Raw genomic sequence first — 14290 nt, 5'->3', positions numbered from 1 at the left:
TGAAACTTCATCTTAACCGATGAAGTTTTTTTTTGCCCCTGTATGAAAAAAGAAATTTTCTTCCTCTTTTTGCTGTGCGCTTTGGGTGCGGTTTCCCAAACCAGAATAAGTGGGGAGGTAGTAGATAATAATGGAGCCCCGGTGCCATTTGCCAATGTGGTTTTCCAAAATTCTTCAGAAGGTACCACTACCAATGAGGATGGGAAATTCTACCTGCAGTCTCCGCGAAACTTCAGAACAGTGGTCTTTTCACTATTAGGATATCGTACCAGGGTGGTTCCACTGGAAAATCCTGTAAGTGTGGAAATGAAAATAGTGCTGGAAGAAAAGACAGATCAATTGGGGGAAGTAAGGCTTGTGAGTGGAAAAACTTCAAAAAAGAATAATCCGGCTGTTGATATTCTGAAAAAGATATGGAAAAATAAAAGGAAGAATGGCGTAAAGGCATTTGATCAATACCAATTTCAAAAATATGAAAAACTGGAATTTGATCTGAATGGTATAGACAGTACGGTAGTCAAAAACCCTCTTTTCAATGGGATGGAATTTATTTTTGATTATGCCGATACCAACAATCTTACTGGGAAAACCTATCTGCCGGTCTTTATCAACGAATCTGTTTCCAGAGTTTACGGTGATAATATTATTGGAGAAAAAACAGAAGAGGTTTTAGGCAATAAAAATTCCGGGTTTAGTGAAAATCAGAATTTAATTGCCATGGTCAAAGATGTCTACGATGAGTATGATATTTATGATAATTACCTGAAGTTTTTTGATAAAAGCTTTGTGAGTCCACTTTCGCAAACCGGAATCAATACCTATAATTATGTTCTAGCAGATACGGCTTATATTGAAGATAAGCTTTGTTACAATATAATATATTATCCACGAAGGCAGAATGAATTGACTTTTAAAGGCAATTTTTGGGTAAACGATTCTACCTGGGCAATAAAAAAAATAAACCTGGAGACCTCCAAAGATGCTAATATTAATTGGGTGCGAAATGTTTATATAGAGCAGGAATTTAATGTACTTAACGATTCGGTTTTTTTGCTTACCAGGGACTTCTTTATGGTGGATTTCTCTTATGATAAAAAAGATAAATCAGGCGGTATTTATGGAAAAAAAACTGTGCTTTATAACGATTATCATTTTAATAAAGAGAAGCCCCGCAGCTTTTATAAAAAAGCTGTTTATAAACAAAAGCAGGAAATATACAGTAGGAGTGATGGTTTTTGGGAAGAAAATCGTCGTGAACCATTAAGTTCCCAGGAAAAAGATATCTACGTGATGCTGGATTCCCTGAAACAAACAAAAGCTTTTAACCGGTTATACGATTTGGTGACTATAGCAGAATCGGGTTATGTGGAATTTGATGGCTGGGATTTTGGCCCGGTGTATTCCCTGTTTGGGTATAATCAGGTAGAGGGTTTTAGGACACGGCTTGGGGGAAGGACGTATTTTGGCCAAAATGACCTTTGGCGTATTGAAGGCTACGGAGCGTACGGCTTTAAGGATAACAAGTTCAAATATGGAATTTCGGGCAAATTGCTCCTGGATAAAAAACTGCGGCTTATTATTTCCGGCGGCAATCGCAGGGATGTGGAGCAGCTGGGCGCCAGCCTTACCAATAGTACAGATATCCTGGGCAGGAGCCTTGCTTCTTCCTCTATAATTAGTGTAGGTGATAACAACAAACTTACTTCCATAAATCTTACTGCGCTTAATTTTGAACTGGAACCAATCAAAAATTTTACTGTACGTGTTGGTGGTTCCTACAGAACTATGGAATCTGCTTCGCCGGAATTTAGCCTGGATTATTACATTGATGATTCTTATACAACCACCAGTTCTGAAATTAAGCAAACCGAGATATCTACTATTCTTACTTTTACCCCGGGTAGGGAAACTGTAGGTTATGGGGTGGAAAGGGAGATAATAAATGAAGAAGATTTCCCCACCTTCTTTCTCAACTACTGTATAGGCGTAAAAGACATCTTTAACAGTGATTTTGATTATGAGCGGGTGCAGTTTTTTTATAATCAGCCTTTAAAGATTGGTGGTTTAGGAAGGTCTTATGTTAATCTTGAAGCAGGTAAAAACTTCGGAAATGTACCCCTGGGGTTGTTAAGTGTGGTTCCGGGAAATCAAACCTACTTTGCTACCTACAACTCCTTTCCGGTGCTCAATTTTTATGAATTTGTGACTGATACTTATCTTTCAGCTCACCTGGAACATAATTTTAACGGAAGATTGTTTTCAAGGATACCTTTAATTCGTGACCTTAATCTCAGGGAAATAGTTGGGGCAAGGGCTGTATGGGGATCCCTTTCCGAAGAAAATAAAGCAATTAATGCTTCCGGCCTGCTTTTACAAGCTCCTGAAGACGGGCCTTACTGGGAGTATAGTTTAGGGATTGGGAATATTTTAAAATTCCTGCGGCTGGATGCACATTTCCGCGGAAATTATTTTGATAATCTGGATGCCAGGTCATTCGCCATTACAGCTTCTATGGGTTTACACTTTTAATAACATTAATTAAAAGTGGAATTACTTATATTTGTCGCCCTTAGAAATAGAAAAACATATAAAAATGTCTGAAACTTTTGACGTAATGATAGAAATCCCGAAAGGGAGTAGAAACAAATATGAATACGATTTTGATCTTAAGAAAGTCCGTTATGATCGTATGATCTTTTCCTCCATGATGTACCCGGCAGATTATGGATTTATCCCAAACACCCTTGCGCAGGACAGTGATCCGCTTGATGTGTTGGTGTTGGTTTCTGAACCTACCTTCCCGGGAATTGTAATGGAAGTAAAGCCTATAGGGGTTTTCCACATGGCAGATGAAAAAGGTCCTGATGAAAAAATAATTTGTGTTCCCGTATCTGATCCTATCTGGAATAGGTTAAATGATTTAAAGGAGCTAAACGGCCATATGTTGAAGGAAATAGAGCATTTCTTCAAGGTTTATAAGGATCTTGAGAAGAAAAAAGTAGATACCGGTGATTTTGGTGACGCGGCAGAAGCACGTGAAATTATTAGACAATGTGTGGAGAGATTTGAGAATTATGATGGAGATAAAAGTAAGTTTGGGATATAATCACAATAAAATCCTTATACAATTAATGATTTAAAAGCAATAATCTTAAAAAATTATTGCTTTTTTAATTATTATTGATTTACTACATTAGCTGTAATTAACTTACAATTAATAATTTATGGAATCAATAATGATATACATGCCTGCTGTAATGGCGGTTCTCGGGCTGCTTTATATGTGGTTCAAAAGATCCTGGGTTTTAAAACAGGATTCCGGCGATGGAAAAATGATAGATATTTCCTCACACATTTATGAAGGGGCTCTTGCCTTTCTTAAAGCAGAATATAAGTTATTAAGCATTTTTGTTATTGGTGCAAGCATTGCGCTGGCAGCAATTGCTTTTGTTGTTCCTACCACTCACTGGCTAATCATAATTGCATTCATTTTTGGTGCATTCTTTTCAGCTCTGGCAGGAAATATGGGCATGAAGATCGCTACCCAAACCAATGTGCGTACTACTCAGGCGGCAAGAACCAGTTTACCTAAAGCTTTAAAGATCTCTTTTGGAGGCGGTACAGTTATGGGGTTGGGCGTTGCCGGTCTTGCAGTTTTGGGCCTTAGCCTGTTCTTTATCTTTTTCTTCTACTACTTTATGGATGCGGAATGGACCAATACTTTAGACATGACCGTAGTATTGGAAACCCTGGCAGGATTTTCTCTTGGAGCAGAATCTATTGCACTTTTTGCCCGTGTGGGCGGCGGAATTTATACCAAGGCAGCCGATGTGGGAGCCGACCTGGTTGGAAAAGTGGAAGCCGGGATTCCTGAAGATGACCCTCGCAACCCTGCGACTATAGCAGATAACGTAGGGGATAATGTGGGAGACGTGGCAGGAATGGGCGCCGATTTATTTGGAAGTTATGTAGCCACTGTACTGGCTGCCATGGTGCTGGGAAATTATATTATTGAAGACATGGGCGGTAATATTGTTGCTGAAGGTTTCGGCGGAATAGGCCCCATTCTTTTGCCTGTTGCAATCGCCGGTGCCGGGATTATTATTTCAATCATCGGTACTTTACTGGTTAAAATAAAAGACAATAATGCCAAAGAAAATGAGGTACAGAAAGCATTGAATATTGGAAACTGGGTTTCCATAGCTCTGGTGGCTGTTACCAGCTTTTTTCTTGTACGTTGGATGTTGCCTGAAAATACCATGAAAATGGGCTTTTTTGTGGGTGGACGCGAAGGCTTTGAATTTGTGAATATTTCTTCCATGCGCGTTTTTTATGCCACGCTTGTGGGAATAGGTGTAGGCGGAATTATTTCTGCAGTAACCGAATATTATACAGGCCTGGGAAAAAAGCCAGTGCTTTCAATTGTTCAGAATTCCAGCACCGGGGCGGCTACAAATATTATCGCCGGGCTTTCTACCGGAATGATTTCCACATTTTCTTCAGTATTGCTTTTCGCGGTAGCAATATGGGCTTCTTATGCCTTTGCAGGTTTTTACGGAGTGGCTTTGGCAGCTTCAGCAATGATGGCTACCACTGCCATGCAACTTGCCATTGATGCTTTCGGGCCAATTTCAGATAATGCCGGGGGAATTGCAGAAATGAGCGAACTTCCCGCCGAGGTTAGAGAGCGAACAGATATACTGGATTCCGTGGGAAATACCACCGCAGCTACCGGGAAAGGTTTTGCCATTGCTTCAGCAGCACTTACTTCCCTGGCACTTTTTGCAGCATACGTTACTTTTACAGGAATAGACGGAATAAACATTTTTAAAGCACCTGTACTGGCCATGTTATTTGTAGGCGGAATGGTACCGGTGGTATTTTCAGCTCTGGCTATGAGTTCTGTGGGAAAAGCCGCCATGCAAATGGTAAATGAGGTTAGAAGGCAGTTTAAAGAAATCCCGGGAATTTTGGAAGGGACCGCAAAACCGCAGTACGATAAATGTGTGGAGATCTCAACAAATGCAGCACTTAAGGAAATGTTGTTGCCTGGAGTTTTGACTATTGGTTTTCCTATTCTAATTGCCCTTTTGCCAATGGTATTCGGTTATGAAAAAGTTCTGATTGCCGAGATGTTAGGGGGATATATGGCCGGGGTAACGGTAAGCGGAGTCCTGTGGGCTATATTTCAGAACAATGCCGGCGGTGCATGGGACAATGCGAAAAAATCTTTTGAAGCCGGGGTAATGATTAATGGGGAGATGACCTATAAAGGTTCTGATGCCCATAAAGCGGCAGTCACCGGTGATACGGTTGGAGATCCTTTTAAAGACACATCAGGACCATCCATGAATATACTTATTAAATTAACCTGTCTTATTGGTCTTGTGCTGGCGCCAATTTTAGGTGGCCATACCACTGATGCCGAAGAGGTAAGGGAAGAGCAGACGCAGGTTTCTAAAGTGGAAAAGGTAAGCAGGGAGGTACAACGGAACATCGAACAGAGGTAATGAACAATTGATAATTGGCAATTAATAATGAGGAGTTTCAAATAAACAATATTATATGTCAAGGCAATAATAAAATCTATCATTCAAAATTACAGCATATCAATTTCAGAAGCTAACTGAAATTCACTTAAACCTTGTATAGCAGGATATTTTTTCTTCTGAAATTAATAACCCTGAATATGGCCTTGAATTCACTATAAAGTTGAATCCCGTCTCTTATTTCCTTTAGCAGTGCAGTCATGAAGTCCTCACCGGGCAATGGTAATTTAAATGTTAATTTCATTTTAAGCAGATCTTCTAATCTTCAGGGATTATTTATTTTAACGGGTTATGAACTATGATGACTTAACTACTTTAGGAATTGCGCTGGGATTAGGTATGCTTGTGGGGTTACAGCGGGAGCATTCCCACCAGGTTATTGCCGGGGTAAGGACTTTTACAATAATCTCTATTCTTGGAGCTGTGGCGGGATTTTTAACCAGGGACATGCAGAATGAATTTATACTTCCGGCACTTGGTTTGTCCCTGGCGGCTTTAGTTTACACCGGCGGGAGAAGTAAGGAAGATCAAAGAGACCCCGGAAAAACTACTGAAGTCGCTATTTTGCTCATGTTCGCCATTGGTGCATACCTGGTTTTGGGGAACCGTGTAATAGGAGTGATAGCAGGCGGCCTTCTTACAATGCTGCTGTACGCAAAATCCCGTCTTCATAATTTTATCGACAAACTAAAAGACTCCGATGTTTCTGCAATTATGACTCTTGCGGGGATCTCACTAATAATTTTACCAGTTCTTCCTGATCAAACATATGGACCTTATAATGTGCTTAATCCGCATAATATCTGGCTAATGGTGGTATTTATTGTAGGGTTAAGCGTGGTTGGTTATTTTATTTACAAATTTGTAGGCAAGGATTCCGGAGTGATTTCCAACGGAGTTCTGGGTGGGCTCATTAGCAGTACCGCCACCACAGTAAGCTTTGCGCGTAAACAAAAACAGGCGCCGGATATTGCTAAAATTGCGGTTTTTATTATAACCACAGCTTCGGCTATTGCACTTGCCCGTGTATTAATAGAGATTTCTGTAGTGGCACCTGCCGAATTGCCACAACTGGCTATGCCTATAGCTTTTAATTTTGTAATAATGTGCCTTATTTGCTCCTGGCTTTTTTATAATATTAAAAAAGACAAAGACACAGGTGAATTGCCTGAACCCGAAAATCCGGCCCAATTTAAGGCCGCCCTTATTTTCGGATTATTATATGGGCTTATCTTGCTATTGGTTGCCTTTACAAAAGAACAATTTGGGAATCAGGGGCTTTATGTAGTAGCAATTATCAGTGGCCTTACAGATGTTGATGCCATCACTCTTTCTATGTCTAAAATGATTAAAAACGGGGGAGTTTCTACTCAGTTAGGCTGGAAACTTATCCTGCTAGCTTCCCTGGCTAATCTGCTTTTCAAGGGAATAATGGCAATGATAATAGGAACCGGTAAAATTGTAAAATGGCTTGCCCTTAGTTTCGGGCTTTCCATAGCAATAGGCTTACTTACCATCTTCCTCTGGCCCGAAAACTGGCATTTTTAATACTTTTTTTATAAATTTTAAAAGGGCAGGGATTTGCTTCTCGGCTTTCGCAACCAATTTTCATTTTATTATGAAGTTAAAACAGCGTTAATCAACAAGGTTTTTTTAAGCTGAACACAGCTTTCTTTGTAGATTTAGAAGATTATAAATATTTAATTTTTTTCGTTATGGCTAAAGATCATGGATCACAAATTAAAAATGATAAGCAGTACGAAGAACTGCGGGATAAAGGGATGAGTAAGAATAAAGCCGCCCGTATAGCTAATGATCCCAACTCTGGGAAGAAAGGTGGGAAGGCTGATAAATATGAGGAAAGAACTAAAGAAGATCTATATGAGGAAGCCAAGAAAGTGGGAATTGAAGGAAGAAGTGAGATGAGTAAAAAGGAATTGATTAACGCATTGCGCAATCATTAAGAATAGGTATGAGATCCATTTGGAACGGTTCTATAAGCTTTGGATTGGTGTCAATTCCTGTTAAATTGTATTCGGGTTCTGAAGAACGAAAGCTGGACCTGGATATGTTGGACAGGCATGACCATTCCCGTATACGCTATAAACGCATAAATGAATCTACGGGCAAGGAAGTGGAATGGAAAGATATTGTAAAGGGCTTCAAAAAAGATGAAGGTTACGTGGTACTTGAAAAAGAGGATTTTGAAAGTGCCAATTTGAAAAAGAGCAAAACCATAGATATAGAAGAATTTATTGATGAGGAAGATGTTGCTGATGTTCTTTTTAAGAAACCTTATTTTCTTGAGCCGCAAAAAGAAGGCGGTAAATCTTATAATTTACTTCGTGATGCATTAAAAAAGACGCAAAAACTGGGAGTTGCCACTTTCGTGATGCGCCAAAAGGAACATCTTAGCCTTGTGGGAGTTTACAAGGATGCATTGGTTTTGCATGTTATAAGGTTTGCAGAAGAAATAAGGGATCCTTCAGACCTTAAATTACCTGATACAAAAATAAAGAAGAAGGAGGTTGATATGGCCATTTCCCTCATAGAGAAGTACACCAGCGACTTTAGTTTTGAAAAATTCAAAGATGTATATAATGATCAGCTAAATAAGATTATTGAATCTAAATCTGCAGGGAAAACTGTGCAACCGGAAGAATTTGAAGATAAGCCTACGCCTGCCAAAGATTTAATGTCCCAGCTAAAAGCCAGTCTGGATAAGAAGAAAAAAGGTAAGGCATCATAAATAATGAGCCTTGACGATTACATAAGAAAAAGGGACTTTTCCAATACTCCTGAACCCGAAGGTGAATTAAACAGTGATAATCGCGGTAGGTTTGTAATCCAGAGGCATAAAGCTACCCGCCTGCATTATGATTTGCGCCTGGAAATGGAAGGCGTTCTTAAAAGCTGGGCTGTTCCTAAAGGTCCTTCTATGAACCCTTCAGATAAACGCCTGGCAATCCAAACAGAAGATCATCCTATAAAATATCTTAATTTTCACGGTACCATTCCCAAAGGTAACTATGGCGCCGGGGAAATGACCATTTGGGATGAAGGCGAATATTTTTCCGCAGAAGCTGCCGCAGATAAAGATTTGGAGGAGCAGCTTGATAAAGGCAATCTAAAGATCAAATTTTCAGGGAAGAGAATAAGAGGAGAATTTGCTCTGGTGCACACGCGCGGTGGAAAAGATAACCAATGGCTGCTCATCAAAAAGAAGGATGAATTTTCTACAGATCTGGATTACAATGCGGAAACTTATACTACTTCCGAAGAAAAAAAGGAGCCGGTAATAAGGGAACTTAACCCTGAAGATCCTGTAAAACCTATGTTGGCTACTTCCACGAAGCAAATTTTTAATAATCCGGATTGGATTTATGAACTGAAGTGGGACGGCTATCGCCTTATCGCTCATATTGAAAATGGAAATGTAAGCATACATTCCCGGAATGGGATTTCCTATAACTCAAAATTTCCCAATCTGGTGAATGACCTGGAGCAAATTCAGCAGGACGTGATTTTGGACGGTGAAGTGGTGGTGCTGGATAAAAATGGTATTCCTATATTCCAGGAATTGCAGAATTACAGTTCAGATACTCAAGGTGCCTTAAGATTTTATGTTTTTGACATGCTCTACCTTAATGGCCACAGTATGCTGCGATTACCACTCCTGGAAAGAAAAAGTTTAATTCCCGATGTAATTGAAGAGGCCAGTATTACACTTTATTGTGACCATGTTGAGGGCATGGGCAGTGCTTTTTATAAGAAAGCCATAGACGCGGGAATGGAAGGAGTAATTGCCAAAAAGGCTGATTCTACTTACGCTCCGGGTTATCGCACCGAACATTGGTTAAAGATAAAGGCAATGGAGAGCCAGGAAGCAATTATTTGTGGCTATACAGAATCTGATAAAGATAATTCTGTTTTTCGTTCTTTGATCCTGGGAATGCTGGAGGATAATAAGCTGAAGTATATAGGAAACTGCGGAACGGGTTTTTCCCATGCTGAACAAAAAGAGTTGCGGAAGCAGCTAAAATCACTGGAAACTGAAGAAAATCCTTTTGAAAAGAATATTAATCTTAAGGGGCGAAAACCGGTATGGGTGAGGCCGGAGCTTATCTGTGAGGTGAGATTTTCAGAATGGACAAAGAGCGGCAATATGCGGCATCCTGCTTATAAAGGTTTACGACAGGACAAGAATATTACCGAAGTTCATAAAGAGAAGAAAACAGCAAATCCTGAAGAAGATTCTGAAACAAAAGTAGGAGTAGGTTCCAATCAGTTGGAAATTGGAGGGATTCCGGTTTCTTTTACAAACCTTGAAAAAATATACTGGCCGGAAGACGGCTTCAGAAAATACGATCTGATTGATTATTATTTGCAGGTTTCAGAATATATAATACCTTACTTAAAAGACAGGCCGCAAAATTTGCACCGGCATCCCAACGGAATTAGCCACACCGGCTTTTATCAGAAAGATAATGAAGGCTTATTGGCAGATTGGGTGGAAACTGTGAAAATCTTTTCCAAACATAATAATCGTGATATAGAATACATGCTTTGCCAGAATGAAGCTACTTTGCTTTATATGGCAAATCTTGGATGTATAGAAATAAATCCGTGGAATTCAAGAGTGGGTAATCTGGAAAACCCGGATTATACAGTAATTGATATAGACCCTACAGATAAAAATACTTTTGAAGAAGTGATTGAAGTGGCACAGGCTACCAAAGAAGTGCTGGATATGGCAAAAATAGATGGTTTTTGTAAAACTTCCGGATCCAGCGGGATGCACATTTATATACCATTGGGCGGAGAATATTCTTATGAGGAAGCCCGGGATTTTACGAAATTGCTCTGTTATTTTGTTCAGGAGAAAACTGCTAAAATCACCAGTATGGAGCGGGCGGTAAAAAGCAGGAAAGGAAAGATTTATCTGGATTTTCTTCAGAACAGGAGGGGGCAAACACTGGCCGCGCCATATTGCGCAAGGCCTAAAAAAGGAGCTACCGTTTCTGCCCCTTTACATTGGGAGGAAGTGAAAAACGGATTAAAAATTTCAGATTTTAATATAAAAAATATGCCGGAGAGGATAGAGAAGGAAGGAGACTTTTTTAAAGGGGTGCTTGAAAAAGGAATAGATATGGGGGCAGTCCTGGAGCGACTTAATAATTAGAAAAGAAAGAAAATTTAATGCTGAAACGTATAAAGAAACTGTTGGGAAGATATCGAAATTATGAGCAAATTTTGCTGATACCTTACCGCAGCTACGGTACTTATTCAAGATTGTATGTAAAAGGAAGGGCGCTGGACAATGAACCGCTTAAGATTGTAAAAGATCAGTCTGCTTATAGAACAGTGAAAAATACGTGGAAACAATTTGACAGTTTTGAAATTCCGGACGCTGAAATTGAATTGGTGCTGCCGGGGAAAGTGAAATTGTCTGCAAAGACAAATTCTGAAGGCTATTTTAGATTTGATGAAATCCTGGAAAATAACCTGGCAGAACATTCCTCAAATGAGGGCTGGGTGTCTTATAAATTGCACTATAAAGAAAAGCTGGAGCCGGAAACCAACGTCCTGGAAAGTCACTTTCAGGGGGAGTTTCTTGTGCCTCCTGTAGATGCAGAATTTGGTGTGATTAGCGATATTGATGATACTATCTTACATACAGGAGTTACTTCCTTCTTAAAGTGGCGCCTGCTAAAAAATTCTTTACTTACCAATGCTTATAAGAGAATTCCGCTAAAGGGCGCACCGGATTTGTACAAAAAACTACAGGCCGGCAAAAGCGGAAAGAACAGAAACCCCATGTTCTATCTCAGCAATAGCCCGTGGAATATGTATGAATATCTTAAGCTTTTCCTGGATCATAATGATTTTCCCGTAGGTCCGATTTTGCTCAGGGATTTTCGTACACCTTTTGAGGCGGCAACAAAGCCTGAAAAACCTCATAAGCAAAAGGAAATTTCAAATATTCTACAAGCTTATCCCGATCTTAAATTTATTCTGATTGGTGACAGCGGGGAGCATGATGCTTCAATATATACTGAAATTGCCGCGCAATATTCTGATAGGATTTTAGCGATTTATTTGCGTAGTGTTCAACATAAAAGACAAATGGAAAGGGTAAGGAGTGTAATTGATGATTTTGATACTACTCCTGTATTACTGGCCAATTCCTCTGAAGAAGCACTTAAACACGCGCGGGAGAATGGATTTATTCGATAAATTCTTTATTATTCATCTATACTTGTCCCCACGGAAGCTCTTTTAGCCATAGGTGATTTTCTTGGCATAGTTCTGAAAATATGGTCCCATAATGCTGAAGAAACACCAAAAGCCCTGTCCGGTTCACGATAATGATGAATACTATGATGATGCCATAGGGTCTTCAGGAAGTTGTCCGGTACTTTAAAAGCGTGCACCGAATAGTGGACAGCGAGATAAGCAGCATAACCAATTAGAAATCCTGCAAGAAATCCAAAAGCGTAATCTCCCAGAACAGCTCTGTAAATAATAAATAATACTGTAGCAATAATAAGGCTCAAAAGAGGGGGCATGGCTAACCGTGATTTGTCTTTAGGATAATCATGATGTACCCCGTGCATGGTATAAGAAATTTTCTTTTTTCTCTCACTGGTTGCCGGAATATGATATAGATACCGGTGCATGATATATTCCACAAAGGTGAAAAAGAATAATCCTGCTGCAAAAAGAAGAATCATAAAGGGTGCTTCAAAACCTTTTTCAATGATTCCATAATAAATAAGTGCGGCCGCAATTACTGAAAAAATGATAAGCGGCAGTGAAATATGCGTGTGAGTTAATTTTTCGAGAATGGGATTATCGAACAATTTTGGTGAGCCTTTATGTTTAGGCCTTTTTAATTTTGTAGATTCCATAACTGCAATTTTTTAAAATAAACCATGTAATTCTCCATCAATCCTGTTGATGATGTCTCCGAGATCTTCGGGATTTTCTACGAAGTTAATATTATCAACGTCAAATATCAATAAATTGCTCTTATTATAATTATGCACCCAGGCTTCATAGCGTTCATTTAACCGGCTTAGATAATCTATGGAAATAGAATTTTCATAATCCCTGCCTCGTTTCTGAATTTGTGCTACCAGATTGGGAATAGTACTCCTGAGGTAAATAAGAAGATCAGGCCCCTGCACAACACTTTCCATAAGATCAAAAAGAGACTTATAATTCTCAAAATCCCGGTTGGGCATCAATCCCATTGCATGAAGGTTAGGCGCGAAAATATGCGCGTCTTCATAAATAGTCCGGTCCTGGATAATATCTTTACCGCTTTCCCTAATTTGAAGAATCTGGCGAAACCGGCTGTTTAAAAAATAAATCTGAAGGTTAAAAGACCATCGCTCCATGTTATTATAAAAATCCTCCAGGTAAGGATTCTCCAGAACATCTTCAAACTGTGGTTCCCATTTATAATGTTTTGCAAGTAATCTAGTAAGAGTGGTTTTTCCCGCTCCAATGTTTCCGGCAATGGCTACGTGCATAAAGTAAGAATTTAGGGTGATTGTTGATGCAACTGATATTATAACAACGGCGCAAAGATACAAGTTTTCAAATAAAATATGGGTTTTCCTGTTATCTCTGCAGGTGTTTATGGCGTTGGGCAATATTGTTAGGGAATATAATGGAGAAGGAAAATGTTTTAAGATTTTAGTGCCTGCCGGATAAAACTTAAATTACCTGCAATAATTTCCACTCGAAATGAAAAAAATCTTCTTTATTCTTTTTTTGATAATTTTGATGTCATGTGTAAATGATGAGCCGGGAGATGTTGTGTTCTCTTCAAATGTAGTTCAAATTACCGGCACCAGGTATTCGGCCAGCAATGTTGATTTTGAGAATACATATTCCGGATTTATAACAGCCTTAAATGAAGAAGACAGCCTGGAGGTTTTTCTTGAAATAGACCATGCTGCCAATGCCATTGCTACAGGCAGAGTTTTGGACGCTACAAGCCTTGTTTTCTTCAGGAATCCGGAAATAAGCAATCTCCTTCTACGGGAAAATCAGTTGGCCGGCCTGGATCTGCCTCAAAAAATGTTATTTTTTCAAAATGAAAATTCTGAAGTGTTCGCGGTTTATAATGCTGTAGCGTACCTCGCCTCCCGCTATGGGATTGAACAGGCAGGAAATCTTCAAAATTCGGCAACTGTACTTAATGATTTATCCACTAATGCAACCATGGCCGAAATTAGATCTTCTGCAGATCTTGTTGTTGAACCGGAGCAAGGAATTATAACCAAAGACAGTCCGCATACCTTTGCAGAAACTTATGCTGAAGTGAGAAACAATATTAATTCCCGTGAGAATTTAGAGTTTTTAGCTGAAATAGATTTTCAAGCAGATGCAGAATATCAAACTGAGGGAAATGAAGAAAATGAGGAAACGGGGTTGAAGCCAACCAGACTCATAATTTTCGGAATGCCAGATCTAGGTACTGCTTTAATGCAGGGTTCCCAGACGCTGGCATTGGATTTTCCGCAGAAAATTCTGGTTTGGGAAGATGAAGAGGGAATAGTGAGAATTTCTTACAATGATCCTGCGTTTCTTGCAGAACGTCATAACCTGACTACCAATCCTGAAGAATTGGAGCAAATAATCACCATTCTGGATGAAATTTCAGGGATCGCTTCTGCGAATTAGGTTTATTTATTCCAACATCTCGTTTGAAAATCGTGTGTAAGAAG

The 14290-nt window shown here is 39.4% G+C and carries 11 protein-coding genes; 9 read left to right on the top strand and 2 right to left on the bottom strand.

All coding sequences use genetic code 11. The features are described 5' to 3' along the window. Positions 1 to 42 precede the first annotated feature (42 nt). The 8 genes from RM539_RS11020 (at position 43) to RM539_RS10985 (ending at position 11786) form a co-directional block, all read left to right on the top strand. Positions 43 to 2529, top strand: coding sequence for a DUF5686 and carboxypeptidase-like regulatory domain-containing protein (locus RM539_RS11020; RefSeq protein ID WP_311503452.1), 2487 nt, complete (start codon positions 43 to 45; stop codon positions 2527 to 2529). Positions 2530 to 2593: 64 nt separating this feature from the next. After that, a complete protein-coding gene (locus RM539_RS11015) occupies positions 2594 to 3106 on the top strand; it encodes an inorganic diphosphatase (RefSeq protein WP_311503451.1) in 513 nt (170 codons plus the stop codon). Positions 3107 to 3224: 118 nt separating this feature from the next. Next, positions 3225 to 5510 carry a sodium-translocating pyrophosphatase gene (locus RM539_RS11010; RefSeq protein WP_311503450.1) on the top strand — a complete coding sequence of 762 codons (2286 nt, stop codon included), beginning with the start codon at positions 3225 to 3227 and terminating at the stop codon, positions 5508 to 5510. Between the two features lie 330 nt (positions 5511 to 5840). Continuing rightward, the gene (locus RM539_RS11005; protein ID WP_311503449.1) at positions 5841 to 7097 is read left to right on the top strand and encodes an MgtC/SapB family protein; all 1257 of its coding nucleotides are present in this window, start codon (positions 5841 to 5843) and stop codon (positions 7095 to 7097) included. Between the two features lie 167 nt (positions 7098 to 7264). Next, positions 7265 to 7513: a DUF7218 family protein gene (locus RM539_RS11000; protein WP_311503448.1), complete on the top strand. Its 249-nt coding sequence runs from the start codon at positions 7265 to 7267 to the stop codon at positions 7511 to 7513. Positions 7514 to 7521: 8 nt separating this feature from the next. Next, a complete protein-coding gene (ku, locus tag RM539_RS10995) occupies positions 7522 to 8298 on the top strand; it encodes a non-homologous end joining protein Ku (RefSeq protein WP_311503447.1) in 777 nt (258 codons plus the stop codon). A gap of 3 nt (positions 8299 to 8301) precedes the next feature. Further along, positions 8302 to 10731 carry a DNA ligase D gene (gene ligD, locus RM539_RS10990; RefSeq protein ID WP_311503446.1) on the top strand — a complete coding sequence of 810 codons (2430 nt, stop codon included), beginning with the start codon at positions 8302 to 8304 and terminating at the stop codon, positions 10729 to 10731. Positions 10732 to 10748: 17 nt separating this feature from the next. Next, a complete protein-coding gene (locus tag RM539_RS10985) occupies positions 10749 to 11786 on the top strand; it encodes an App1 family protein phosphatidate phosphatase (protein ID WP_311503445.1) in 1038 nt (345 codons plus the stop codon). Between the two features lie 8 nt (positions 11787 to 11794). On the opposite strand, the gene RM539_RS10980 is transcribed toward RM539_RS10985, so the two are convergent. Beyond that, on the bottom strand, positions 11795 to 12460 hold the full coding sequence (locus RM539_RS10980; protein ID WP_311503444.1) for a sterol desaturase family protein: 666 nt from the start codon (positions 12458 to 12460) through the stop codon (positions 11795 to 11797). Positions 12461 to 12472: 12 nt separating this feature from the next. Next, positions 12473 to 13087 (bottom strand): deoxynucleoside kinase, encoded by a 615-nt coding sequence (locus RM539_RS10975; protein WP_311503443.1) that lies wholly within the window; start codon positions 13085 to 13087, stop codon positions 12473 to 12475. Between the two features lie 217 nt (positions 13088 to 13304). Between RM539_RS10975 and RM539_RS10970 the strand changes: the two genes are divergently transcribed. Further along, a complete protein-coding gene (locus tag RM539_RS10970; RefSeq protein ID WP_311503442.1) occupies positions 13305 to 14246 on the top strand; it encodes a DUF302 domain-containing protein in 942 nt (313 codons plus the stop codon). The last annotated feature ends 44 nt before the right edge of the window (positions 14247 to 14290 follow it).

This window comes from Autumnicola musiva (genome assembly GCF_031846585.1).
GTDB lineage: Bacteria > Bacteroidota > Bacteroidia > Flavobacteriales > Flavobacteriaceae > Autumnicola > Autumnicola musiva.
Note: the sequence above shows the minus strand (reverse complement) of the source record. Positions and strands in the feature narration are given on the sequence as shown.

What these genes read in the sequence shown, in the direction of transcription:
- ligD (WP_311503446.1), top strand. Translation starts at nt 8,302, where the DNA reads ATGAGCCTTGACGATTACATAAGAAAAAGGGACTTTTCCAATACTCCT.
- RM539_RS11020 (WP_311503452.1), top strand. Translation starts at nt 43, where the DNA reads ATGAAAAAAGAAATTTTCTTCCTCTTTTTGCTGTGCGCTTTGGGTGCG.
- RM539_RS10975 (WP_311503443.1), bottom strand. Translation starts at nt 13,087, where the DNA reads ATGCACGTAGCCATTGCCGGAAACATTGGAGCGGGAAAAACCACTCTT.
- ku (WP_311503447.1), top strand. Translation starts at nt 7,522, where the DNA reads ATGAGATCCATTTGGAACGGTTCTATAAGCTTTGGATTGGTGTCAATT.
- RM539_RS10980 (WP_311503444.1), bottom strand. Translation starts at nt 12,460, where the DNA reads ATGGAATCTACAAAATTAAAAAGGCCTAAACATAAAGGCTCACCAAAA.
- RM539_RS11005 (WP_311503449.1), top strand. Translation starts at nt 5,841, where the DNA reads ATGAACTATGATGACTTAACTACTTTAGGAATTGCGCTGGGATTAGGT.
- RM539_RS11000 (WP_311503448.1), top strand. Translation starts at nt 7,265, where the DNA reads ATGGCTAAAGATCATGGATCACAAATTAAAAATGATAAGCAGTACGAA.
- RM539_RS11010 (WP_311503450.1), top strand. Translation starts at nt 3,225, where the DNA reads ATGGAATCAATAATGATATACATGCCTGCTGTAATGGCGGTTCTCGGG.
- RM539_RS10970 (WP_311503442.1), top strand. Translation starts at nt 13,305, where the DNA reads ATGAAAAAAATCTTCTTTATTCTTTTTTTGATAATTTTGATGTCATGT.
- RM539_RS11015 (WP_311503451.1), top strand. Translation starts at nt 2,594, where the DNA reads ATGTCTGAAACTTTTGACGTAATGATAGAAATCCCGAAAGGGAGTAGA.
- RM539_RS10985 (WP_311503445.1), top strand. Translation starts at nt 10,749, where the DNA reads ATGCTGAAACGTATAAAGAAACTGTTGGGAAGATATCGAAATTATGAG.